This window comes from Agathobaculum massiliense (assembly GCF_900291975.1).
Lineage (GTDB): Bacteria > Bacillota > Clostridia > Oscillospirales > Butyricicoccaceae > Agathobaculum > Agathobaculum ammoniilyticum.
Genome location: NZ_OMPN01000001.1, coordinates 2,089,382 through 2,111,736, shown reverse-complemented (window position 1 = coordinate 2,111,736; position 22,355 = coordinate 2,089,382). Strand labels below are relative to the sequence as shown.

Here is a 22,355-nt window from a genome sequence, read left to right as displayed (position 1 = left end):
AAGGAGTCCTGCCCTATGAAATTCCCTGTTGAAACCATCCGCACATTCGGAGAAGCCGTGTCGGTCAAGGCCGGTATGTCTCCGGAAAACGCGAAAATCTTTATCGATAATATGATCAATGCCGACCTGCGCAATGTGCGCTCGCACGGTATCACCAAATTCCGCGGTTATCTATCCCGCGTCGAGCACGGCGTATCTGATATCAGGGCCGAGCCGACTATCGTCCGAACCGCACCCGCCGCACTTGCTGTAGACGGGAACAACGGCATGGGTACCACGATCGCCTGGAAAGCGATGGAAGCCTGTATCGAAACCGCCCGTGAAAACGGCGTAGCCTTCGCCACAATTAAAAATGCTTCCCACCACGGCTTCGGCGGTTACTATGTCATGCATGCCGCCGAGCAGGGTATGATCGCTTTTGAGGTTTGCAACTCGCCCAAACTGGTCGCCCCGTTCGGCGGCGCAAAGCCCCTGCTGGGTACAAACCCGATGTCGATCGCTATTCCCGCCGGCCGGCGCCCCATGCTGGTCTGCGACATGGCAACCAGTGTTGTGGCAAAAGGAAAAATCGCGCTGGCTATAAAGGAAGGCCGTTCGATCCCTGATACCTGGGCCTTGGATGCCGAGGGCCGCAAAACGACCGATCCCGTTGCGGCAAACACCGGCGTGCTTCTTCCTTTCGGGGGACCCAAGGGATATGCGCTTGCACTGATTATCGATGTGCTGTGCCACAGTCTTGCCGGTGCAAACGACAGCCAGCATATCCCGCGCGTATTTGAAAACCTGGAGGAACCTTCCAACATCGGCTATTGCATGTGCGTAATTGATATTAGCAAGTTCCTCCCACTCGCGGAGTTCCAGCAGAGCGTAGACGATCTGTTCGACAGTATCAAAGCCTGTCCGCCCGCCGAGGGTTCGACCGGCGTGCTCATCCCTGGTGAAATCGAATATGCCGCAGCGCAAAAAAACAGGGAGGATGGTATCGAACTCTCCGAGCCAGTCCTAAAGGAGTTCCGCGAACTTTCTGAAAAATATCAGGTGGACTACCCATTTTAAGACCATATCACTTAACCTCTTTTTCAATATCGCGCGACAGCGCAAAGCAAAGGGTACCGCGTTTGCGGTACCCTTTGCTTTGCGCTTTTAACCAATTCTATCTTACCTTTGATACGGAATCGTAACGCTACGAAAAGCAAAATTGAATTTTTATAGTTTATAGTGGAATAATTTCCTTACCGCGGGAAATAAAAGCTTTTTCCCCCTGTCACGCTCTCATATATCCTGAAGCGCTTACCCTTTTCCGATGTTTCGATTGCTATTCTTCCTGTTTTCGTTCTTCCACGTTCTTTGTGACCACCACGTCGCTCTCCAGGCCGCAGACATGCCGGCACACCACCGTCCCCGCCTTAACGGGCGCCCGCAGCGTGATCTGCCTGATTTGCTCCATCACCGGAAAGATCATCTCCTTGGGGATAGGTGCGGTCAGTCTCACACTCGCAAGCGGCAGGACGCCATTTTCCACCAGAATCGAACTCGCAATCGTCCGCTTAGGAGCAGTCAACTCCTGCCGCACATACTGTTCCCCTTTCGGGCAGGTGTGTCCCACGACCGACAAAATTTTTCCATTGTCCCATTCAGCCTCGATCTCACAGCCGTTCGGGCAAATGATACAAGTATACTGTTTTTTCATTCCACTGACACCTCCAGCGCGCCTATCCGGCGCAGGTTTCCCGCTTTAACCGCAAGCTGGACCATCTCTGCGGGGATCGCCTTTTTCATACGTTTCGACACGACCTCACGCCCGTCCTGCCGCACGACCAGGCGGCAGTCCCGATAATGCCCTGTCACGCGCAGCGAAAGTGTGAAATCCGCCGTTCCACTCACCCGCTGCGGCACGGTATGTCCCACTCCACGGCCGGCTTCGACCGCCAGGTTGCAGGGTACGGGCGGAGTTCCCGCGACATACGCCGCCACGCTACGCGCCAGCGTCTCCGCTTCCAGCGACACAAAATCGACCAGGTCATGCACATGTAACACGTTACCCGCTGAAAAGATCCCCGGCACGCTGGTCTGCAGCGCTTCATCCACGGCTGCTCCGTTCGTGCGAGGATCTATTACAATACCCGCGCCCTCCAGAAGTTGATTCTCTGGGATCAATCCGACCGACAGAATTAGCGTATCGCATGTATACTCCTGTTCTGTGCCTGGGATCGGGCGTCTGTCCACGTCAACTTCAGCTACCGTGACACCGGTCAACCGCGTCCGGCCGTGGATCTCCGTGACTGTATGGCTGAGATACAGCGGGATGTCGTAATCGTCCAAGCATTGCACGATATTGCGCGGCAGGCCGCTCGGATGCGGCAGCAGCTCGAATACTGCCTGCACATGCGCACCTTCCAGCGTCAGTCGGCGCGCCATGATCATGCCAATATCACCTGAGCCAAGAATAACGACCTCCCTGCCCGGCATGCGGTTATACAGGTTCATGTACGCCTGTGCCGACCCTGCGGTGAACACGCCGGAAGGGCGCTCGCCTGGTATGCCAAGCGAGCCGCGACTACGCTCCTTGCACCCCATGGCAAGCACGACCGCTTTGGCCTCATATTGCCGAAGCCCGCTGCGTGTAGCCGCAGTAACCTTCCGGTCACATGTCAGCTCCAGTACGGCCGCTCCAGTCTCATACGGGATGCCGCGCGCCTGAACCTCGTCGATAAACGCCTGCGCGTATTCGGGTCCGGACAGGCTTTCCCCGAACCGCCCCAGTCCAAAGCCATCATGGATGCACTGCCGCAGAATACCGCCAAGTCTGTCCTCACGCTCCAGTATTACCATATCCCGCACGCCCTGCTTATGCAGCTCGACTGCCGCCGCTAATCCGGCGGGGCCGCCGCCTATGATTACAACCTCTTTCCGTTCCATTTATCACGCCTCCCCTCTCATATTGCCGGTCAGCACCCACGAGCCTTTCCGGCTGTAGCAGACCTCCTGCGGCCTGCAACCCAGCTCCTGCTCAATCATCTGCTCGATCTTCATTTGGCAGAAGCCGCCCTGACAGCCGCCCATCATGGCACGGGTGCGGTACTTGATACCCGTCATAGTTACAACGCCCAGCGGGTTGTGAATCGCTGCAAGGAGTTCGGCTTTGGTAACCCCCTCACAACCGCACACCAGTTCACCATAATCCTGATCGCTGGCAATCAGGCGCGCCTGCTCCGCAGGAGTGCAGTCCGCGAACCGGACGATTCCCTTTCGACAAGGGTTAAACGCCGGATTTTCCGCAAACGCCTCGCGCTCGCGCATCAGTTCAACGACATACTGTGCGATCGGCACGGATGCAGTCAGGCCGGGCGATTCGATCCCCACCAGGTTGACCGCCTGCGGCGCAATATCGTCCCTGATCTCGATTTTGTAGTCCTGTACCGTACCGTTCTCATCCACCAGCTTAGGCTGGATGCCGGCGAACGTGCGAATCTGATCCTTTTTGTGGATATGCGGCCACAGCACCGTACCACTGGCGGCCAGCTCCTCTATATTCTTCTGTGGGACAGTGTAGTCATCAAGCTTATCCGTATTCTCGGCATCTGGCCCAACCGTAACGTTCCCGTCCACTGTCGGCGTCACATGGATTCCCATGTAGACGTTATTCGGTACCGGATAAACCGGCATAGGCAGCAGTCTCCCCATCCGCTTATGCAGGATAATATAATTGCTGCGCGAACCAACCACGCGGTAACCCGTAATTCCCAGCATATCGGATATCCGTTTGCAGCCCAGCCCCGCAGCATTGACCACCCAACGTGTCCGGAAATCTCCCTTACCGGTCTGCAGGACATAGACGTCTGTTTCTCTGTGGATGCCGGTCACCTCGTGATCGAAAAAGTAGGATACCCCGTTAGCATGAGCGTTTTCCGCCAGCGCAATCGTATACAAAAACGGGTCCATGATACCACTGTTTTTCGACCACATTGCAAATTTTCCCACAACCGCCGGCACCAGCTCATGCAGACGCGCCTCGTCTACCAGTTCCAGTCCGTCCATACCGTTTATCGCACCTTGCTCCATCGTGCGCTGGAGCTGTTCCATATCCGCCGGTGTATTACCGACCAGCACCTTGCCACACCGCTTAAAAGGAAAATCCAGTTCTGCCGCCAGCTTATCCATCATCTTATTTCCTGATACGCAGAAGCGCGCCTTCAGGCTCCCGACCGGATTGGCGAAGCCGCCGTGTACCACAGCGGAATTGCGCCCGCTCGTCTCATTGCATACATCCAGATTTTTTTCCAGTACCGCTATACGCAGCCGGTATCGGGAAAGCTCCCTCGCAATCGCACTCCCGACAACGCCTGCGCCAATCACAATTACATCATATTGCTCTTGCATAGTATTCGCCTCACACACAACGAATGTTATATATTTCATTGATCAAAATATATAACATTCGTTTTCATTTGTCAAGCACTTATTGAAAAAAAAATAAAGCCACCGTATCCGGTGGGAAACACTCCGGCACAGCGGCTTCTGTCTCATCTATTTTCAACCTTAAAATATTTAGGGAATGCCGCGCGGATGGCTGCGATATTCTCCGTATAGCGGTTCATGTGCTGGTCCGCTATCATGCGAGCATGTGCTTCATCACGCGCTTCCACGGCTCGTATCAGATTTTCGTGATCCTGTAGGATCATCTGCGCCGGCCGGCAGCGGAAGCTGAGGATAGTAGTCCTGTCAAAATGCGGCGCAATGCTTTCTACCAGTTCATACCAGTGTCTCCGTCCACACAGATGGTAGAGCATACTGTGAAACTGCTTGTCCAGCAGGAATATCTTATCCTCCTGCTTCCGCTTGATATAAAGCTGCCACAGTGCGATATTTTCCCACAGCCGGTCAATATCCTGTGCGGAAAGCAGACGGCATGCCATCCCTGCAATCTCTGCCTCAAGTACACTGCGCAGGTGCCGCACTTCCTCAACCAACTCCGCGTCGATATAAGCGACATAGGTACCGATTTTCGGGCGGATATCGATCAGCTTACGCTGTGCCAGCTCCAGCTCCGCTTCGCGGAACGGCGTGCGGCTGACGCCCAGCTTTTCGCACAGCTCCTGCTCGATCAGTTTCTCCCCCGGCTCCAGTCCTGTGTTGACGATATTGTCCACCAATACGCGAACGACATATTCCTTTGCCGACTCGCGCTCCTTCCTCTCTGGTATCGTTATCACCTTGTCTTGCTCCCCCTCCAGATCAATGATATTCTGCTTTTTATTATACGACAGTTCATCAGCCCGCGTCAATTTGCCATCCAGTCAGCTTTGTCTGTTCGGCAACAATTTCATGCTTCCCGCATCCCGCCGGCATGGTTTTTAGTAAAGAAATTTTTTCCAGTTTCTTTTTCGCTGATTTAACGCTTGCAACCTTTCCCCGCATTGGATATAATGAAAGCAACTTATTTTACTAAAAACAGGGGATCGAGATGTCAACGCTTAAAGAATTAGCTGAATACACCGGTTTTTCCATCACAACCATCTCCCGTGTGCTCAATAACGACCCGACCATGAGCGTCAGCGACGCCACCCGCGCCAAGATCCTGGAGGCCGCGGGCAAGCTGCATTACCGCTCCTCCACCCGCCCGCGCCGGATCCGGACGGGCGCGCCCTCCTCGCTGCGCATCGCCATCGCGGAGATGCTCTCTCCGGCGGAGCAGTTGGTGGATCCTTATTACCTCTATCTCAAAAACTACGCAGAGCAGCGCTGCTGCGACTGCGGCTATTCGGTCATCCACCTGTCCGAGCAGGCCGGTGCCTATCGCGCGCCCGTCCCCACCTCGTTTGACGGCCTGTTGGCCATCGGCATTTTTTCCGAGGCGCAGATACAAAACCTGTCCGCCCTGTCGTCCAACCTTGTGTTCCTGGATTCCGCGCCGGATGAGCTGAAGTTCCCCTCGGTCGTGCTGAATTTCCAGTTAGGGGTGGAGCAGGCGCTCGATTACCTGCTCGCACGTGGCCACCGGTATATCGGCTTCCTGGGTCCGGACCGCAAGCTCGATCAGAAGAAACGTCCCGCGCCCGAGGTGCGCCGCCAGTTTTTCATCGATTATATGACGCGCAAGGGTCTGTTCGACCCCGCATTCCTGTTTGAAGCGAAAATGACTTCCTCGGACGCCCGCGCCGCGTTGTCCGCCCGCATTCAGTCCGGCGGCGCTTTGCCGACCGCCCTGCTGGCCGCCAACGAGGAAGCCGCAATCGGCGCGTGCGCCGCGCTGCGGGAAAACGACCTGCACGTTCCGCGCGATATGTCCATCATCAGCTTTAACGACACCCCGCTCTCCACCCTCACCGACCCGCCGCTCACCAGCGTCAGCACCCATGTCGCCGCCATGAGCGCCACGGCGGTCGACCTGCTTGCACGCAGCCGCCGCGATGCGGACGCACTGCCTGTAAAAATCGTTGTCCCCCCCTCGCTGATCGAGCGGGAAAGCGTATACGCCCCCATTCGCTGATCCCAGGCGGCCGGTCTACCAGACCGGCCGCTTTTTTACCCAAAACGTCCCCTGGATTTTTGTTCATATTTTTAGTAAAACAATACTTGAAGTTTTACTAAAAATTGAGTATGCTTAAATCACCAGGATATCATCCTGAAATTGCGATCAAAAAGGAGATGAGCCGTATGGAAGAGCAATCGATCCTTCTTCAGGCGATCGACAGCGGCGCGCTCGACGCCCGTCTGTCCGATGTCTGCGGCTGCGGCGCCGAGGGACTTGCACACAAACGCGCCCGCCTGTCCGGCCTGTTGCACAATTACGGCGCTGCTTTCGGCAAAGAGGGACGGGTCGGTCTGTTTTCCGGCCCGGGCCGCACCGAGCTGGGCGGCAACCACACCGACCACCAGCACGGCTGCGTGCTGGCCGCTGCAATCGATCTGGACGCGCTCGCCTGCGCCGGCCCCAACGGCAGCATGACCGCGCGCATCCGCTCGACGGGCTATCCCGACATTGACATTGACCTGACCATGCTCGCGCCACAGCCTGCGGAAGCGGGTACCTCGGCCGCGCTGGTACGCGGAATCGCCAGCCGCTTCATTTTCCTCGGGTATCCGGTGCGCGGCTTCAACGCCTGCATCGATTCCGTTGTTCTCGGCGGCTCGGGCCTGTCCTCCTCGGCGGCGTATGAAGTGCTGATCGGCGTGATCCTCAACCATCTGTTCTGCGGGGACGCGGTCAGCCTGGTCCAGATCGCGCAAATCGGCCAGTATGCGGAAAACACGTTTTTCGGCAAGCCCTGCGGCCTGATGGACCAGCTCGCCAGCGCGGTCGGCGGCATTGTGTCCATCGATTTCCAGAACCCCGCGTCGCCTGCGGTCCGCAAGCTGGATTACGACCTGCTCTCTTCCGGCCATGCACTCTGCATCATTGATTCCGGCGCGGACCACGCGGACCTGACCGACGAATACGCCGCAATCCCCGCGGAGATGGGCGCGGCCGCCGCATGCTTCGGCAAGTCCGTGCTGCGCGACGTGGACTACCATGAATTCTGGAACAACCTCGCCCTTGTCCGCCGACAGGCCGGTGACCGCGCTGCGCTGCGCGCCATGCACTTCTTTATGGATAACCTGACCGCCGTCAAGCAGGCGCAGGCGCTCGAAAGCGACGATTTCTTCCGCTTCCTCTCCCTTGTGAACCAATCCGGCATCTCCTCCGGCCTGCTGCTGCAGAACCTCTACTGCACGGCCCGTCCGCAGGAGCAGGCAGTATGCGTCACCATCGCGCTCGCCAAGCAGCTTCTCGCTGGGGAGGGCGCGGCCCGCGTCCACGGGGGCGGCTTTGCCGGTACCGTGCAGGCCTTTGTGCCGAATGGCAGGAAGGAGCAGTTCCGCGCCGGCATGGAGGCTGTGCTGGGGAAGGGCTGCTGCCACTTCCTGCACATCCGTCCGGAGGGCGGCGCCGTGATTGCGTAACGGCGTCCGGAGCGTTCCCCATATCTAACTTACTGGGAGGGTATTTTATGTCTATTCTTGTTCTGGGCGGCGCGGGCTATATCGGCTCGCACACCGCGCGCGCGCTGGTTGAGGCCGGACGCGAAGTGGTTGTCGCGGATAACCTGGAAACCGGCTTCCGCGCCGCGGTTCCCGCGGGCGCGCGCTTTTACGAGGGCGATATCCACGACCGCGCCTTTGTCGACCGCCTGTTTGAAAACGAGCGGATCGAGGGCGTGATCCACTTCGCCGCCAATTCCCAGGTCGGCGAAAGCATGGCAAAGCCGCTCAAGTATTACGACAACAACCTGTGCGGCACCAAAACGCTGCTCGAAAGCATGGTCGCCCACGGCGTGCTCACTATCGTCTTTTCTTCCACCGCCGCGACCTACGGTGAACCCGAACGCGTTCCGATCCTGGAAAACGACCGCACCGAGCCGACCAACTGCTACGGCGAGACCAAGCTCTCGATGGAAAAAATGATGAAATGGGTTTCGGCCGCGCATGGCCTGCGCTTTGTCGCGCTGCGCTATTTCAACGCCTGCGGCGCGCAGCCGGACGCTTCGATCGGCGAAGCGCACAATCCGGAAACCCATCTCCTTCCGCTCATCCTGCAGGTGCCGAACGGCCAGCGCGAGGCCATCTCGATCTTCGGCGACGATTACCCCACGCCGGACGGAACCTGCATCCGCGACTATATCCACGTCTGTGATCTCGCACAGGCGCACATCCTTGCGCTCGACTATCTGCTTGCGGGACGGGAAAACAACGTGTTCAATCTGGGCAACGGCGTCGGCTTTTCGGTCAGGGAGGTCATCGAGGAGGCTCGCCGTGTGACCGGCCACCCAATCCCCGCGCGGGTGGAGGCTCGCCGCGCGGGCGACCCCGCCCAGTTGATCGCCTCGAGCGAAAAAGCCAAGGCCGTGCTCGGCTGGAAGCCGCAGTACAACGACCTGCATACCATCATCCAGACCGCGTGGGATTGGCACAAGGCCCACCCGCATGGCTACGGAGCGTAAGGAGGCGCGGCTATGATCGATAACGCAGTGGCGCAGCTCGTCCGCTATGCCGAGCAAACCGGCCTGATAGCGCCTGAGGACCATGTCTGGGCGGTTAACAGCCTGCTGGAAATGCTGCGGCTGGACAGCTATACGGAACCCGCCCTCTCCGACACGCCCATCGACCTGCCCGCCGTGCTGGACGCGCTGCTGGACGACGCGCACGCACGCGGCGTGCTGGAAAACAACTCCATCGTCTACCGCGACCTGTTCGACACCGCGCTGATGGGCCGCCTGACCCCGCCGCCGCGCGAGGTCGCCGCGCGCTTCCGCGCGCTGTATGACGAAAGCCCGTCCCGCGCGACCGACTGGTATTACCAGTTCAGCCAAGACACCAATTATATCCGGCGCGACCGCATCGCAAAGGATATGCAATGGAAAGCGCCCACCGAATATGGCGAGCTGGATATCACGATCAACCTGTCCAAGCCGGAGAAAGACCCCAAGGCCATCGCCGCCGCGCGCGACCTGCCCGCCTCGGCCTATCCCAAATGTCAGCTATGTGCGGAAAACGAGGGCTATGCGGGCCGCGTCAATCACCCCGCGCGGCAGAACCACCGGATCATCCCTATCACGATCGACGGCCAGCCGTGGTTCCTGCAGTATTCCCCCTATGTGTATTATAACGAGCACTGCATCTGCCTGAACGCGGCGCATACGCCCATGAAGATCGACCACGCCTGCTTCCGCAAGCTACTCGACTTTGTCGGCCAGTTCCCGCACTATTTTGTCGGCTCGAACGCCGACCTGCCCATCGTGGGCGGGTCGATCCTCGCGCACGACCACTTTCAGGGCGGGCGCTATGAATTCGCCATGGCCAAGGCGCCGGTCGAGACCGCGCTGGCTTTCCCCGGCTTTGCCGATATCCGCGCTGGTATCGTCAAGTGGCCGATGTCGGTCATCCGTCTGACGGGTGGCGACCCCGCGCGCCTTGCCGCGCTGGCCGACCGTATTCTGGCCGCGTGGCGCGGCTACACGGACAAGGACACGATGATCCTTGCCGAGACCGAGGGCGTGCCACACAACACGATCACCCCGATCGCGCGGCGGCGCGGCGCGGATTATGAGCTGGACCTGGTACTGCGCAACAACCTGACCACCGCGGAGCATCCGCTCGGCCTGTACCACCCTCACGCCGAGCTGCACCACATCAAAAAGGAAAATATCGGCCTGATCGAAGTGATGGGCCTCGCCGTGCTGCCCGCGCGGCTCAAAACCGAGCTGACGGCGCTGGGCGAAGCGCTCGCGGCGAGCCGTGACCTGCGCGCCGACCCGCTGACCGCGTCCCACGCGGACTGGGCGGAGGGCTTCGCCCCGCGCTATACCATCACCGCGGACAACGCCATGCAGATTATCCAAAAGGAAGTCGGCCTCGTGTTTGCAACCGTGCTGGAGCACGCGGGCGTGTACAAGCGCACCGCCGAGGGACGGGCCGCGTTCCTGCGGTTCGCGGAAAGTGTGAAGTGACATGGATATCCGCTGCACCCCATTCGGAACCACCCATGACGGGCGGCCGGTCGAGCGCTATACGCTGACGGACGGCGCGTTCTCGGCCGCTGTCCTGACGCTCGGCGGCGTCCTGCAGTCGCTCATCGTGCCTGACCGGAACGGCGTCCCGACCGACGTAGTCCTTGGCTTCGACACGGCCGCGGACTACCAGGCGCAGGACTGCTACATCGGCGCGCTGCTCGGCCGCTGCGCCAACCGCATCGCGGAGGGGCGCGTCACCCTTGGCGGCAGGCAGTACCAGCTCGCCTGCAACGACAGCGGCATCAACCATCTGCACGGCGGCACGGCCGGCTTCGACCGGCGCATCTGGCGCGCCTCCGTCCTGTCGGACGGCCTGCTGCTGCGCTATGACAGCCCCGCCGGAGAGGAAAACTATCCCGGCCGGCTGCGCGCAAGCGTCGCGTATCGTCTGTCCGGCGGCACGCTGTCTATCGCATATACGGCGGAAAGCGACGCGGATACCCTCTGCAATTTGTCGAACCACAGCTATTTCAACCTGGGCGGGCATGCCTCCGGCGAAGTGGGCGCACAGACCGTTTGCGTCCACGCGGAGCGCTTCACCCCGCTCGGCGGGACCAGCGCGCCCACGGGCGAGATCGCACCGGTCGCCGGCACGGCGCTCGACCTGCGTCAGCCCGCCCCGCTCGGCGCGGGCTGGGACAGCGCCTGCCCGCAGATCGCGCGCGCGGGCGGCTACGACCACAATTATATCATCGATGGCACGGGACTGCGGCCGTTTGCCGAGGCATACTGCCCCGCGACCGGCATCGCGCTCTCCGTGCGTTCCGATATGCCCGGCATGCAGCTTTATTCGGGCAATTACCTGCGCGCGGACCTACCCGTTGGGAAAGGCGGCGTGCGGTACGGCCGGCGTCATGGCTTCTGCCTGGAAACCCAGTTCTGGCCGAACGCGCCCGCCCTGCCGCATTTCCCGCAGCCCGTCCTCCGCGCGGGCGGGGAATACCGGCGCCTCACGCAATTCTGCTTTTCTTCCCATTGTTAACGCCCTCTGCGGAAAACCGCCGGAAACAGGCTAACGCTTGCTTTCGGCGGTTTTCTATAGACAAGCGGCCGCAAACCCGCTAAACTAAAAGCAACCCGATTTACAAAAAAAGGAGGCCCTGCCATGTATACTGTGATCGTCGCGGACGACGAGCCCGAGCTGCGCCGCTCGCTGGTCGAGCGCACCCCCTGGGCCGAATGCGGCTTTACCGTGGTCGGCGAAGCGGAAAACGGCATGGAGGCGCTTGAGCTGGTCGAAAAGCTCGAGCCCGACCTGCTGCTGACCGATATCCGCATGCCGTTCCTGTCCGGCATCGCGCTGGCGCGCGCGGTGCGCGAGATCCGGCCCGCCATGCACATCGCCTTTCTCAGCGGGTATGACGATTTCACCTACGCGCAGCAGGCCATCCAGTATAATATCATCAGCTACATGCTCAAGCCGATCACGCTCGAGGAGCTGAAAAAAGAGCTTTGCGTCATTAGAGAAAAGATTTCCCTGCGCTATCAGGAGATTGCGCAGGGCCGCGCCGGACAGCCGCGGCCGGCCGATTTTCTGATGCCGCTGTTTTTCGGCGCCAACCCGCCGCTGGCAGACGCCGCGCTCGAGCAATACCTGCACGGGCAGGCTGTGGAGTGCGGCCTGCTCACCGCACAGGATATCCCGCCCGGCTACGTTGTGCTTGTCACAGCGATCGCCGGACGGGACGGCACGCCGCTCACCTCGCGCGCGCATGTTCATGCGGTCGAGCTGGTGCTGCAAAAATACCTTCACAGCGCCTCCTGCTTTATTGGCGGCCGCATCGTCTCGCTTGTGATGGCAAGCGAATTCGATTTGAATAAATACCTGCATATCGCGGTCAGCGAAATCGTGCAGTCGATCGAACGCGTGATGCAGGCGCGCTGCACGGTCGGCGTCAGCCGCACGGTCGGTGCGCTGTCAGACTGCCATACGGCTTACCGCGAGGCGATCGGCGTGCTTGCCTATCCCGCTGGGCTGGGGGACGGCAGCTCCCGTTTTGTCGATGACCTGGAGGCGCGCGGCTCCATCCGCTCGGATTTTACGGACGCGGCGGCTAGGCTGGAAAGCGTTGTCAAAAGCGGCAGCCGCGCGCAGCTCACCGCGTATCTGGACAATCTGTTCGACAGCCTGCTTTCCGCCCGCCGCTCCGCGCTGGAAACCGACCTGATGATGATCCAGCTCCTTAGTGCGCTTTGCTGGGCCGCGGGCGCGATCGTGGACCCGTCCACGGTGGACGAACTTTGGCGCGCTTCCCCGCTCGCCGGCCTCTCGCTCTCCTACCGCTCCTTTGACGAGCTGCGCGCGAAAATGACCGACTTCTGCCTACAGGTCAACGACGCGATCTCCCAGCAGTGTCGGGAAAGCGGCAAGCTGCTGTGCGACCAGGCGCTGGGCATGATCCGCGCCCAGTATGGGGACGAAACGCTTTCCCTCGCCTCGATCAGCGAGGCGCTGCATATCAGCCCGAACTACCTGTCCGCGCTGATCCGCAAAAACACCGGCGAAACCTTTGTCAACCTGCTCACCGCCCAGCGTCTGGACGCGGCGAAGGAGCTTCTGCAATGCACCTCGCTCAAGGTCATGGAAATCGCCGCGCGCTGCGGCTATGCGGACCAGCACTATTTCAGCTATTGCTTCAAAAAGCGGTTCGACATCTCGCCGCTCGCCCTGCGGCGGCAGAACGCGGAGGATGGCGCATGAAACAGCAGCCGCTTTCCCTGTCCAGCCTGATGGTGCTGCTGGTCAGCGGCGTGGCCGCCATCACCGTGCTGATTTCTACCTTGGTGTATACGACGCTGTACGCGAACGCGCTCCGCTCCAACGCAGCCGCAAGCTCGGAGCAGTCGGTCGCACAGGCGGCGGGTGCGATATCCGATTACACCTCGGATGCCAGCACCTTGATCCGCCGCATCACCGGCGAGCTGCAAAGCGAGGCGGACGACCTGACGCTTGCGGAAACCTTCAGCACCATGGTGCAGATGCGCGACGACCTGACCAGCATCGGCGTTTACACCAGCTCCGGCCGGCTGCTTTCCTGCTGGACCTCGGGCCGCACGCGCAAGCCGCAGGCCGGCTCGCTCGACCTTACCGGCGTCGAGCCCGACCCCTCCGGCCTGTACTATACCCCTCCGCATGTACAGAACCTGTATGCGGATTATTATCCCTGGGTGGTCACCATCGCCCGTCCCGCCGCGCTCGACCGCTACGGCGGGGAGGTTTTTGTGTCCATGGACCTGCAGTTTTCCTCCATCGCCGCTTATATGGACGCGGTCGGCATCGGCCAGCACGGCTACAGTTTTATCATCGACAGCGACGGCCGCCTGGTCTACCATCCGCAGCAGCAGCTCATCTATTCCGGCCTCAAAACCGAGGATACCGCGCCGCTCGCGGCGCTGGGCGACGGGGTGCATGCGGATCAGGATCTCATTCGGGTCATCAAATCCCTGCCGCAGGGCGGCTGGCGCATTGTGGGCGTCAGCTATCTGGACGAGTTGGTCCGCCAGCCGCAGCAGACCGCGCTGCAAATGCTCCTGTTCGCCGTTCCCATCGCCCTGTTCATCCTGCTCGGCGTGGCGCTTCTGATCGCGCGGCTGGTTTCGCGCCCCATCCTGCGCCTGGTAGGGGAGATGCGCGATTTTGAAACCGCCGCGCCCGACTTTGTCTATACGCCGGTCAGCGGCACACGGGAGATCTGCGTGCTGTCCGATTCCTTTGAGCATATGGTCGGCCGCATCCAGAAGCTCGTGGACGAGGTGAAGAGCGAGGAGGAAACGTTGCGCAAAACCGAGCTCAAAGCCCTGCAGGCGCAGATCAACCCGCACTTCCTGTATAACACGCTGGACTCTATCCAGTGGATGTGCGAGCTTGGCCGCACACAGGACGCAGTCAAAATGGTCAGCGCGCTCGCCCGCCTGTTCCGCATCAGCACCTCCCGCGGCGAGGACCTGATCCCCATCCGCAAGGAACTGGAGCATGCGGAATGCTATCTGATTATCCAGAAATTCCGCTATAAGGACCAGTTCTCCTACCGCTTCGACGTGGACGAGTCGCTTCTTGACTGCCTGTGCAGCAAGATTACGCTACAGCCCATCTTGGAAAACGCGATCCTGCACGGCTTCGGCGAATTTGTCGAGGATGGGGAGATCACCGTTTCCGTCCGGCCGGGCGGGACGGATATCCTGATGACCGTAACCGACAACGGCGTGGGCATGGAGCAGAGCCAGTGCAGGGCGATCCTGTCACATGACCGCAGCGGCCCGGGCGGCATCGGCATCAAAAACGTCAGCGACCGCATCCGCATCTACTTCGGCGCGCCCTACGGCCTGTCCATCCAGAGCGAGCCCGATCAGGGAACGCGCGTCATCATCCGCCTGCCGCAGTCTGGGGGGAATGCGCATGAAAATCCGTAATTTGATCGGCGCTGCCGGCGCGCTGCTGTTCCTGCTGGCCGGCTGTTCCATCCCGTCCGGCAGCGTGCAGACGCAGAAGCCCTATGTCGCCGTAATCACCAAATCCACCAGCTCGGCCTTTTGGAAATCCGTCCAGTCCGGCGTGAAGGCCGCCGCCAGCGAATATAATCTGGACTACACGTTTGAGGGGCCAGCGAACGAGGAAGCTTGGGAGGATCAGAATGTGCTGATCCAAAATGCGATCGATAACGGCGCACAGGCCATCGTGATCTCCGCGATCGACTACACGGCGCCCGCCGAGCTGATCGACCAGGCGGCCGACCAGGGCGTCCATATCATTATCATCGATTCGGATATCCAGACCGACCGCGCCGCTATCCGCATCGGGACGGACAATTACAGGGCGGGCGAGGCGGCGGCGCGCGCGCTGTTCGACGGCGGCGGGGACGAGCTGTATATCGGCATTGTCGGCTTCGATATCCACAGTGAAAACGGCCAGAAGCGGGAGCAGGGCTTTGAGGCCGCTGCCGCGCGGGAAAGCCGTGCGCATATTGTGGAAAAGATCAACTGCTCCTCGCAGAGCGAAACTGTGCAGGCAGAAACACGCAGCCTGCTGCTCCGCCATCCGGAGATCAACGCGATCGTGACCTTCAACGAGCTAACCACCCTCGGCGTCGGACACGCCATCGAGGAGCTTGGCCTGCAGGACACGGTGCGCGTCGTAGGGTTTGACAATAATGTGGTTTCGGTCGGCATGCTCGAAACCGGCGAGATCGACGTGTTGATCGTCCAAAACCCGTTTGCCATGGGATATTTGGGCCTGGAAGCCGCTTTCCGGCTGATTAACGGCCAGCAGCCGGACGCCGATCACATCGATACTGAGGTGCGCGCCATCGGCCGCGAGGATATGTATACCGAACAAAATCAGAAATTCCTATTTAGCTTCACACAAAATCAATGATTTGAATTGTATATTTTAACCAACGGATGTCGATTTTTTCGACATCCGTTTTCTTTTTTTAGTAAAAATTCAAACTTTATCAGTAAAGAATTCTATTTTATTTGCGCTGTTTTACTACTATAATGAAAGCACAACGAAAGGCAATCTGCCGAAGAGAAGAAAAGAGAGTCCTGAAGGAGGTAACCTACCATGAACATGAAGAGATTCTGGGCGGCCGGTCTGGCGGCAACGATGGCACTGTCCCTTACCGCGTGCGGCAGCGGCGACAACAACGCTTCCGACAACGGCGGCGGCGGGGACGCGGCTTCCAACGACCTGAACGTAGGCGTTCTGTATTATAACTACGCGGACACCTATATCGCTTCCGTCCGCGCCGCTCTGTCCGAAAAGCTGGATGCCGCGGGCATCGAGCACAACGACCAGGACGGCAACAACAACCAGACCACACAGACCGAGCAGGTGCAGACCGTTCTCACCGCCGGCGCGGAAATGCTGGTCGTCAACCTGGTCAACACGTCCTCGGATGACGCCGCGAACGGCATTATTGATAAGGGCAAGGAAAGCAACCTGCCTGTCCTGTTCTTCAACCGCGAGGTTTCCGACGCTGTAATCAGCGGTTATGACAAGGCCGCGTTTGTCGGCACGGACGCACCCGAAGCCGGCCACCTGCAGGGCCAGATGATCGGCGAATACCTGCTGGAAAACTATGACGCATATGACCTCAACGGTGACGGCAAGATCTCCTATATCCTGTTCAAGGGCGAGCAGGGCAACGCCGAGGCGGAATACCGCACCCAGTACGCGGTGGAAGACGCCAACGCCCTTCTGACCGAGGCCGGCAAGCCGGAGCTTGAGTTCTACGATCCGAACAACTCCGACAAGTACCTGGTCGACCGCAACGGCTCCTGGTCCGCCGCAGCCGCGCAGGAATACATGACCACCGCCCTTTCCACCAACAATGACAGCAACAACAACATGATCGAGCTTGTTATCTGCAACAATGACTCCATGGCGGAGGGCGCGATCACCGCGCTCAACACCATCGGCTACAATCAGGACGGCGGAGATAAGACCATCCCCGTGTTCGGCGTTGACGCGACCGACGCGGCAAAGTCTCTGATCTCCAAGGGCCAGATGGCCGGCTCCATCAAGCAGGATGCCGACGGTATGGCGCAGTGCATCACCGATATCATCTCCAACGTCGCAGCCGGCAAGGACATGATGGACGGTATTGCCGACAAGTACACGGTTGACGACAGCGTTAACAAGATCCGCATCCCCTATCAGATCTACCTCGGCGAATAAGCCTTTCCGCTAACGCTGCACTTCATGCAACCAACGGCCGCTACCGCGCACAAGCGGCGGCGGCCGTCTTTTCATCCAAAACAAAGGGGAGGAGCAATCCATATGGCAAACGACGTCCTGCTGCAAATGACTGATATCTGTAAGCAGTTTCCCGGCGTCAAGGCGCTGGACGGCGTATCACTGACCGTGCGGCGCGGCACGGTCCACGCGCTGATGGGCGAAAACGGCGCCGGAAAATCAACGCTCATGAAATGCCTGTTCGGCATTTATGAAAAAAACAGCGGCACCATTGAACTGGAGGGCAAGGAGGTCAACTTCAAAACCTCTAAGGAAGCGCTGGAAAACGGCGTCGCAATGGTGCATCAGGAGCTGAACCAGGCTCTCAAACGGACGGTTATGGAAAACCTGTGGCTCGGCCGGTATCCGTTAAAATTCGCAAACTGCATCGACGAAAAGAAAATGTACAAGGACTCGCTGGCGCTGTTTGAAAAGCTCGGCGTACACGTCAACCCCCGCACGGTGATGAGCACCATGCCAGTTTCCCAGCGCCAGATGGTCGAGATCGCCAAGGCGGTCTCCTACGACGCAAAGGTCATCGTTTTTGACGAACCGACGTCTTCTTTGACAGAAACCGAGGTCGAGCACCTGTTCCGCATCATCAACATGCTGCGCGACCAGGGCTGCGGCATCATCTATATTTCGCACAAGATGGAGGAGATCCTCCGCATCTCGGACGACGTTACCATCATGCGCGACGGCCAGTGGATCGCCACCGAGCCGGCCAGCCAGCTGACGATGGAAAAGATCATCAAGCTCATGGTCGGCCGCGAGCTGACCAACCGCTTCCCGCCCAAGACCAATACCCCCGGCGAGGTCGCGCTCGAGGTCGAGGGCCTTACCGCGATGTATTCTCACGTCTGCGACGTCTCCTTCCGCCTGCGCAAGGGCGAGATCCTCGGCATTGCCGGCCTGGACGGGTCCGGCCGTACCGAGGTTCTGGAAAACATCTTCGGCATCGCCACCCGTAAATCCGGCACCCTCCGCTTGGACGGGCGAGAGGTACATAACCGCCGCGCGACCGAAAGCATCAAAAACGGCTTCGCGCTGCTGACCGAGGAACGCCGTGCGACCGGTATTTTCGGCATCCTGAACATCCGTGAAAACACCGTCATTTCCAGCCTGAAGAAATATTTGAAGGGCGGCCTTCTCAGCGAAAAGGAAATGAAAAAGGATACCGACTGGGCCATCCAGGCCATGCGTATCAAGACCCCGACGCAGGAAACCAAAATCCGCTCACTCTCCGGCGGCAACCAGCAAAAGGTCATCCTCGGCCGCTGGCTGCTGACCGATCCGGAGGTCCTGTTGCTGGACGAACCTACCCGCGGCATCGACGTCGGCGCAAAATACGAGATCTACCAGCTGATCATCGACTTGGCCTGCCGCGGCAAGGCGGTCATCATGGTGTCCTCGGAAATGCCCGAGCTGCTCGGCGTGTGCGACCGCATCCTGGTCATGTCGGGAGGCCGGCTGGCCGGCGAGGTGGACGCTGCCAACACCTCGCAGGAAGAGATCATGACACTGGCCGCCAAGTATGCTTAAGGGGAGGAAAAGAGCATGAACATCCGTTTTATCGATAATATGAAGCGCAAGTACGCCGATTACAAGGCGATGAGCGCTTCCGAAAAGCGCAATTACTGGAAAGAATGGCTGATCAGCTATTCCCTGTACATCTTTCTGATTATTGCGATCATCGGCATCGCCATCTATAAGCCGTCCTTTATCGCGCCGCGCTCCCTGATCAATATGCTTTCGCTGACCGCGGCCAACCTGCCGATCGCGCTCGGCATTGCGGGTACGATCGTATTGACCGGCACCGACCTGTCCGCCGGCCGCGTCGTCGGCCTGACGGCCTGTATGTCCGCCGCGCTGCTGCAGGCGGCGGATTATCCGAGCAAGATGTTCCCCGGCATCCCGCAGTTCCATCCCGCAATCATGATCGCGGGTACGCTGGTCATCGTAATGATTGTCGGCGCCGTGATCGGCCTGGTCAACGGCTTCTCGGTCGCGAAGTTCGGCCTGCATCCGTTTATCGTCACCCTGGCGACCCAGTTAATCACCTACGGCGTCCTGCTCCTGTTCACCAATATGAACGGCAACAGCGGCGCGCCGATCTCCGGCCTGTCCGAGCCGTTCAAGCAGTTCGTCAACGGTTCGGTTGTCAAGATCGGCAAGGATCAGATCCCGATTCCGAACTTCGTCTGGTATGCGCTAGTCCTGACCGTTGTGATGTGGTTCATCTGGAACAAGACCTGCTTCGGCAAAAACATGTTCGCCTGCGGCTCCAATCCAGAAGCGGCCAACGTATCCGGCGTCAACGTGGCTAAAAACACCATGATGGTATTTATCCTCGCGGGCATCATGTACTCGATCACCGGCTTTATCGAAGCCGCGCGTATCGGCTCGAACAGCCCGTCCACCGGCCAGAACTATGAATTGGACGCAATCGCGGCCTGCGTTATCGGCGGCGTGTCCTTTGTCGGCGGCATCGGTTCGATCGGCGGTATCATCGTCGGCGTGCTGCTGCTCCGCATCATCTTTGTCGGCCTGACCGTGCTTTCGGTCAGCGCGAACTGGCAGTATATCATCAAGGGCCTGATTATCCTGATCGCCTGCGCGATCGACATGCGCAAGTACCTGGCTCGTAAATAAACCGCATAAACTAAAGAGAGGGGCTGCCCGGCAGCCCCTCTCTTTATTGCTATTCCTCAGCGCAGGAAGCCCTCGACAATCTTGGCCTCAGCCTCCTCCTCCGTCAGCCCCAGGGTACACAGCTTGAGGATCTGCTCCCCTGCGATCTTGCCGATCGCGGCCTCATGGATCAGCGCCGCGTCCGCATGGTTCGCGCCCAGCTCCGGCGCAGCGTTCACCGTGCCGTTCCCGATAATAATGGCGTCGCACTCGCTGTGTCCGGTGCAGCGGCAGTTGCCGCGTATCAGGGAGCGGAACGCCTGATGCGACTGCCCCTTGGCGACCGAGCGTGAAATCAGATCGCAGCCGCAATCATTCCCGTTCAGCTCCACGACGAAATCGGTTTCCGCGCGTTGCTCCCCATCCGTGAGGATGCGTTCCCGCACGCGCAGCTTTGCGCCCGCCGCCAATACGGCTTTCATGGTCCGGCGGGTGGAATCCACGCCGCCGATCTGGGTGGTTTCCATTTCCATCGTGCTTCCCTCAGCCTGCTCCACCTCGGTGACCGGATCGATGACCCGCGCCCCTGTTCCGCCGCCCGTGCCGATGTGCTTTTCCAGGTACCGCACCCGCGCGCCCTTTTTCAGAAAAAAGCGGTGGACGCCGTTGTGCCGCGCCTCGCCCTCGCCATCCGAATGGACGCCGCAGCCCGCCACGATGGTCACGTCCGCATCCTCCCCAATATAAAAATCATTGTACACCAAGTCGTTTTCCGCGCTGTGCGTCACGCATGCCGGAATATACACCTGCTCCCCCCTGGTGCCGGGCGCCACGGTGATATCGATGCCCGGCTTATCGGTTTTGGAGGTGATCCGGATATGCGCAGTCGACTGACGGCCCGCGCACTGTCCGTCCTCGCGGATATTATAGGCCGCGTTCCTGGGTACGCCCGTCCAGTTCGATACGGCCGCGAGCAGCTTTTCCGTGATCCGGTTCATCAGGCGCCCCCCCTTTCCAGCGGGCAGGGGCGTCCCTGCGTCTGTCCGTCAAACAGACGGGGTAGCATCTCCTCCCTGCTTCCCTGCGCGGACACCCTGCCGCCCGAAATAATCACAATTTCGTCCGCGATCTCCAGAATACGCCGCTGATGCGAAATAACGAGGATTGAGCCGTCCACCTCGCTGCGCAGCTTGCGGAACACATCGATCAGATTGTTGAAGCTCCACAGGTCGATGCCCGCCTCCGGCTCGTCGAACACCGAGAGACGCGCGCGGCGCGCGAGTACGGTCGCAATCTCGATGCGCTTGATCTCACCGCCGGACAGGCTTCCGCTCACCTCGCGGTCGATATACTCCCTGGCGCACAGACCCACCTGGGATAAGCTGTCGCACAGCGCGTCCTCATCCATGGCCTCCCCCACCGCAAGCTCCATCAGGTCACGCACGGTCAATCCCTTGAAACGCACCGGCTGCTGGAAAGCATAGGCGATCCCGTTCCGCGCCCGCTCGGTCACGCTCATGCGGTTGATGATGCGGCCATCGAGCAGGAGTTTCCCACTGTCCGGCTGCTCAATGCCAGCAATAATCTTAGCAAGGCTGGTCTTGCCGCCGCCGTTCGGTCCGGTCACAACCACGCATTTCCCGTCTGGCACGGTCAGGCTCACGCTGTCCAGAATCTCCTTCTCCGGCACGCGCCAGCAAATATCTTTTAGTACCAACATTTTATGGCTCCGTCCTTTCAACGTCCAATGCTGTGTTCTGTATGGGTTTCTCTAACCTATACCAATTTTATCACTTTTCCGCGCGGTGTCAACAACCGCAGCGGCATTGGCGGAAAGAATTACCGCTGCGCGGCTGCAGCCGAATTGACAAGAAACAGGCTTTGCAGTACAATACATTCAGTACCGCTGTTGCATGCGCAGCCGTCCGAAAGGAGCGCCCCTCAATGGAGCACCAGGCCATCACCATTCTCCGCTATATTTCCCTGCTACAGCGCAACACGCGCCGCTATTTCGATCTCATGCTCGAACAGGACCAGATCGGCAGCGGGCAGCAGTTTTTCCTGCTCCGTATTTTTGAGAATGACGGAATCAGCATGCAGGATCTTGCCCGTCTTGGCAGCTTTGACAAGGGTACGGTAACGCGCGCGGTGCAAAAGCTGGTCATCGAGGGCTACGTCCGCACGGAAGCCGACCCGCAGGACAAGCGCGTGCGGCATATCTACCTGACCGAACGGGCGCGTCCCCTGATCGACCATGTTTACCAGATCCGCGATTACTGGACCGAGGCGCTCACCCGCGGCCTGCGGGAGGAGGAGAAGCAGCGTCTCTTGGGCGCGCTACGGGATATGGCGGAGCGCTCCTCCGCCATGCTGGAAGCGCTGAGCGGAGGGGAAACCGATCCCGCCTTTCCCCTGTCATAAAAAGACGGCTTACGCCGTCT

19 protein-coding genes are annotated in these 22,355 nt (G+C 59.6%); 13 read left to right on the top strand and 6 right to left on the bottom strand.

Annotated features, from left to right (window positions below; translation table 11 throughout):
* Positions 1-15: 15 nt before the first annotated feature.
* On the top strand, positions 16-1,056 hold the full coding sequence (locus DBQ51_RS10760; RefSeq protein ID WP_107631565.1) for an Ldh family oxidoreductase: 1,041 nt from the start codon (positions 16-18) through the stop codon (positions 1,054-1,056).
* A 259-nt stretch (positions 1,057-1,315) separates the two neighbouring features.
* Here DBQ51_RS10760 and DBQ51_RS10755 read toward each other — a convergent pair whose 3' ends face one another.
* From DBQ51_RS10755 to DBQ51_RS10740, 4 genes are all read right to left on the bottom strand, one after another.
* Positions 1,316-1,690, bottom strand: a complete 375-nt coding sequence (locus tag DBQ51_RS10755; RefSeq protein ID WP_107631564.1) for a DUF1667 domain-containing protein — start codon at positions 1,688-1,690, stop codon at positions 1,316-1,318.
* The gene (locus DBQ51_RS10750) at positions 1,687-2,919 is read right to left on the bottom strand and encodes an NAD(P)/FAD-dependent oxidoreductase (RefSeq protein ID WP_054327829.1); all 1,233 of its coding nucleotides are present in this window, start codon (positions 2,917-2,919) and stop codon (positions 1,687-1,689) included. The genes DBQ51_RS10755 and DBQ51_RS10750 overlap by 4 nt, the downstream gene beginning before the upstream one ends.
* A gap of 3 nt (positions 2,920-2,922) precedes the next feature.
* Positions 2,923-4,380, bottom strand: a complete 1,458-nt coding sequence (locus tag DBQ51_RS10745) for an NAD(P)/FAD-dependent oxidoreductase (protein WP_107631563.1) — start codon at positions 4,378-4,380, stop codon at positions 2,923-2,925.
* A 143-nt stretch (positions 4,381-4,523) separates the two neighbouring features.
* Positions 4,524-5,285 carry a GntR family transcriptional regulator gene (locus DBQ51_RS10740; protein ID WP_242977904.1) on the bottom strand — a complete coding sequence of 254 codons (762 nt, stop codon included), beginning with the start codon at positions 5,283-5,285 and terminating at the stop codon, positions 4,524-4,526.
* 179 nt (positions 5,286-5,464) lie between these two features.
* Between DBQ51_RS10740 and DBQ51_RS10735 the strand changes: the two genes are divergently transcribed.
* The 11 genes from DBQ51_RS10735 (at position 5,465) to DBQ51_RS10685 (ending at position 19,935) form a co-directional block, all read left to right on the top strand.
* A complete protein-coding gene (locus DBQ51_RS10735; protein ID WP_054327828.1) occupies positions 5,465-6,490 on the top strand; it encodes a LacI family DNA-binding transcriptional regulator in 1,026 nt (341 codons plus the stop codon).
* A gap of 167 nt (positions 6,491-6,657) precedes the next feature.
* On the top strand, positions 6,658-7,944 hold the full coding sequence (locus DBQ51_RS10730; protein WP_054327827.1) for a galactokinase: 1,287 nt from the start codon (positions 6,658-6,660) through the stop codon (positions 7,942-7,944).
* A gap of 47 nt (positions 7,945-7,991) precedes the next feature.
* On the top strand, positions 7,992-8,981 hold the full coding sequence (galE, locus tag DBQ51_RS10725) for a UDP-glucose 4-epimerase GalE (RefSeq protein ID WP_107631562.1): 990 nt from the start codon (positions 7,992-7,994) through the stop codon (positions 8,979-8,981).
* A 12-nt stretch (positions 8,982-8,993) separates the two neighbouring features.
* Entirely contained in the window at positions 8,994-10,487 is a 1,494-nt protein-coding gene (gene galT, locus DBQ51_RS10720; RefSeq protein WP_107631561.1) for a UDP-glucose--hexose-1-phosphate uridylyltransferase, read from the top strand.
* Position 10,488: 1 nt separating this feature from the next.
* Positions 10,489-11,532: an aldose epimerase family protein gene (locus tag DBQ51_RS10715; RefSeq protein ID WP_107631560.1), complete on the top strand. Its 1,044-nt coding sequence runs from the start codon at positions 10,489-10,491 to the stop codon at positions 11,530-11,532.
* A 123-nt stretch (positions 11,533-11,655) separates the two neighbouring features.
* Positions 11,656-13,251 carry a response regulator gene (locus DBQ51_RS10710; protein WP_107631559.1) on the top strand — a complete coding sequence of 532 codons (1,596 nt, stop codon included), beginning with the start codon at positions 11,656-11,658 and terminating at the stop codon, positions 13,249-13,251.
* Positions 13,248-14,960 (top strand): sensor histidine kinase, encoded by a 1,713-nt coding sequence (locus DBQ51_RS10705; protein ID WP_107631558.1) that lies wholly within the window; start codon positions 13,248-13,250, stop codon positions 14,958-14,960. Before DBQ51_RS10710 ends, DBQ51_RS10705 begins: the two co-directional genes overlap by 4 nt.
* Positions 14,947-15,921 carry a substrate-binding domain-containing protein gene (locus DBQ51_RS10700; RefSeq protein ID WP_159068159.1) on the top strand — a complete coding sequence of 325 codons (975 nt, stop codon included), beginning with the start codon at positions 14,947-14,949 and terminating at the stop codon, positions 15,919-15,921. Before DBQ51_RS10705 ends, DBQ51_RS10700 begins: the two co-directional genes overlap by 14 nt.
* Positions 15,922-16,110: 189 nt before the next feature.
* On the top strand, positions 16,111-17,226 hold the full coding sequence (locus DBQ51_RS10695) for a galactose ABC transporter substrate-binding protein (protein ID WP_307718892.1): 1,116 nt from the start codon (positions 16,111-16,113) through the stop codon (positions 17,224-17,226).
* 102 nt (positions 17,227-17,328) lie between these two features.
* Positions 17,329-18,825, top strand: coding sequence for a sugar ABC transporter ATP-binding protein (locus tag DBQ51_RS10690; RefSeq protein WP_107631556.1), 1,497 nt, complete (start codon positions 17,329-17,331; stop codon positions 18,823-18,825).
* 15 nt (positions 18,826-18,840) lie between these two features.
* A complete protein-coding gene (locus tag DBQ51_RS10685) occupies positions 18,841-19,935 on the top strand; it encodes a galactose/methyl galactoside ABC transporter permease MglC (RefSeq protein WP_054327820.1) in 1,095 nt (364 codons plus the stop codon).
* A gap of 56 nt (positions 19,936-19,991) precedes the next feature.
* On the opposite strand, the gene DBQ51_RS10680 is transcribed toward DBQ51_RS10685, so the two are convergent.
* Both DBQ51_RS10680 and DBQ51_RS10675 read right to left on the bottom strand, forming a co-directional pair.
* Complete coding sequence (locus tag DBQ51_RS10680; RefSeq protein ID WP_107631555.1) at positions 19,992-20,912, bottom strand: SufB/SufD family protein; 921 nt, start codon at positions 20,910-20,912, stop codon at positions 19,992-19,994.
* Complete coding sequence (locus DBQ51_RS10675; RefSeq protein WP_054327819.1) at positions 20,912-21,634, bottom strand: ABC transporter ATP-binding protein; 723 nt, start codon at positions 21,632-21,634, stop codon at positions 20,912-20,914. Before DBQ51_RS10675 ends, DBQ51_RS10680 begins: the two co-directional genes overlap by 1 nt.
* Positions 21,635-21,858: 224 nt before the next feature.
* On the opposite strand from DBQ51_RS10675, the gene DBQ51_RS10670 reads away from it, so the two are divergent.
* Positions 21,859-22,335 (top strand): MarR family winged helix-turn-helix transcriptional regulator, encoded by a 477-nt coding sequence (locus DBQ51_RS10670; protein ID WP_054327818.1) that lies wholly within the window; start codon positions 21,859-21,861, stop codon positions 22,333-22,335.
* The last annotated feature ends 20 nt before the right edge of the window (positions 22,336-22,355 follow it).

Bases quoted from the DNA above. Each gene is read 5' to 3' on its own strand.
- DBQ51_RS10760 (WP_107631565.1), top strand. From the start codon at position 16: ATGAAATTCCCTGTTGAAACCATCCGCACATTCGGAGAAGCCGTGTCG.
- DBQ51_RS10755 (WP_107631564.1), bottom strand. From the start codon at position 1,690: ATGAAAAAACAGTATACTTGTATCATTTGCCCGAACGGCTGTGAGATC.
- DBQ51_RS10750 (WP_054327829.1), bottom strand. From the start codon at position 2,919: ATGGAACGGAAAGAGGTTGTAATCATAGGCGGCGGCCCCGCCGGATTA.
- DBQ51_RS10745 (WP_107631563.1), bottom strand. From the start codon at position 4,380: ATGCAAGAGCAATATGATGTAATTGTGATTGGCGCAGGCGTTGTCGGG.
- DBQ51_RS10735 (WP_054327828.1), top strand. From the start codon at position 5,465: ATGTCAACGCTTAAAGAATTAGCTGAATACACCGGTTTTTCCATCACA.
- DBQ51_RS10730 (WP_054327827.1), top strand. From the start codon at position 6,658: ATGGAAGAGCAATCGATCCTTCTTCAGGCGATCGACAGCGGCGCGCTC.
- galE (WP_107631562.1), top strand. From the start codon at position 7,992: ATGTCTATTCTTGTTCTGGGCGGCGCGGGCTATATCGGCTCGCACACC.
- galT (WP_107631561.1), top strand. From the start codon at position 8,994: ATGATCGATAACGCAGTGGCGCAGCTCGTCCGCTATGCCGAGCAAACC.
- DBQ51_RS10715 (WP_107631560.1), top strand. From the start codon at position 10,489: ATGGATATCCGCTGCACCCCATTCGGAACCACCCATGACGGGCGGCCG.
- DBQ51_RS10710 (WP_107631559.1), top strand. From the start codon at position 11,656: ATGTATACTGTGATCGTCGCGGACGACGAGCCCGAGCTGCGCCGCTCG.
- DBQ51_RS10705 (WP_107631558.1), top strand. From the start codon at position 13,248: ATGAAACAGCAGCCGCTTTCCCTGTCCAGCCTGATGGTGCTGCTGGTC.
- DBQ51_RS10700 (WP_159068159.1), top strand. From the start codon at position 14,947: ATGAAAATCCGTAATTTGATCGGCGCTGCCGGCGCGCTGCTGTTCCTG.
- DBQ51_RS10695 (WP_307718892.1), top strand. From the start codon at position 16,111: ATGAACATGAAGAGATTCTGGGCGGCCGGTCTGGCGGCAACGATGGCA.
- DBQ51_RS10690 (WP_107631556.1), top strand. From the start codon at position 17,329: ATGGCAAACGACGTCCTGCTGCAAATGACTGATATCTGTAAGCAGTTT.
- DBQ51_RS10685 (WP_054327820.1), top strand. From the start codon at position 18,841: ATGAACATCCGTTTTATCGATAATATGAAGCGCAAGTACGCCGATTAC.
- DBQ51_RS10680 (WP_107631555.1), bottom strand. From the start codon at position 20,912: ATGAACCGGATCACGGAAAAGCTGCTCGCGGCCGTATCGAACTGGACG.
- DBQ51_RS10675 (WP_054327819.1), bottom strand. From the start codon at position 21,634: ATGTTGGTACTAAAAGATATTTGCTGGCGCGTGCCGGAGAAGGAGATT.
- DBQ51_RS10670 (WP_054327818.1), top strand. From the start codon at position 21,859: ATGGAGCACCAGGCCATCACCATTCTCCGCTATATTTCCCTGCTACAG.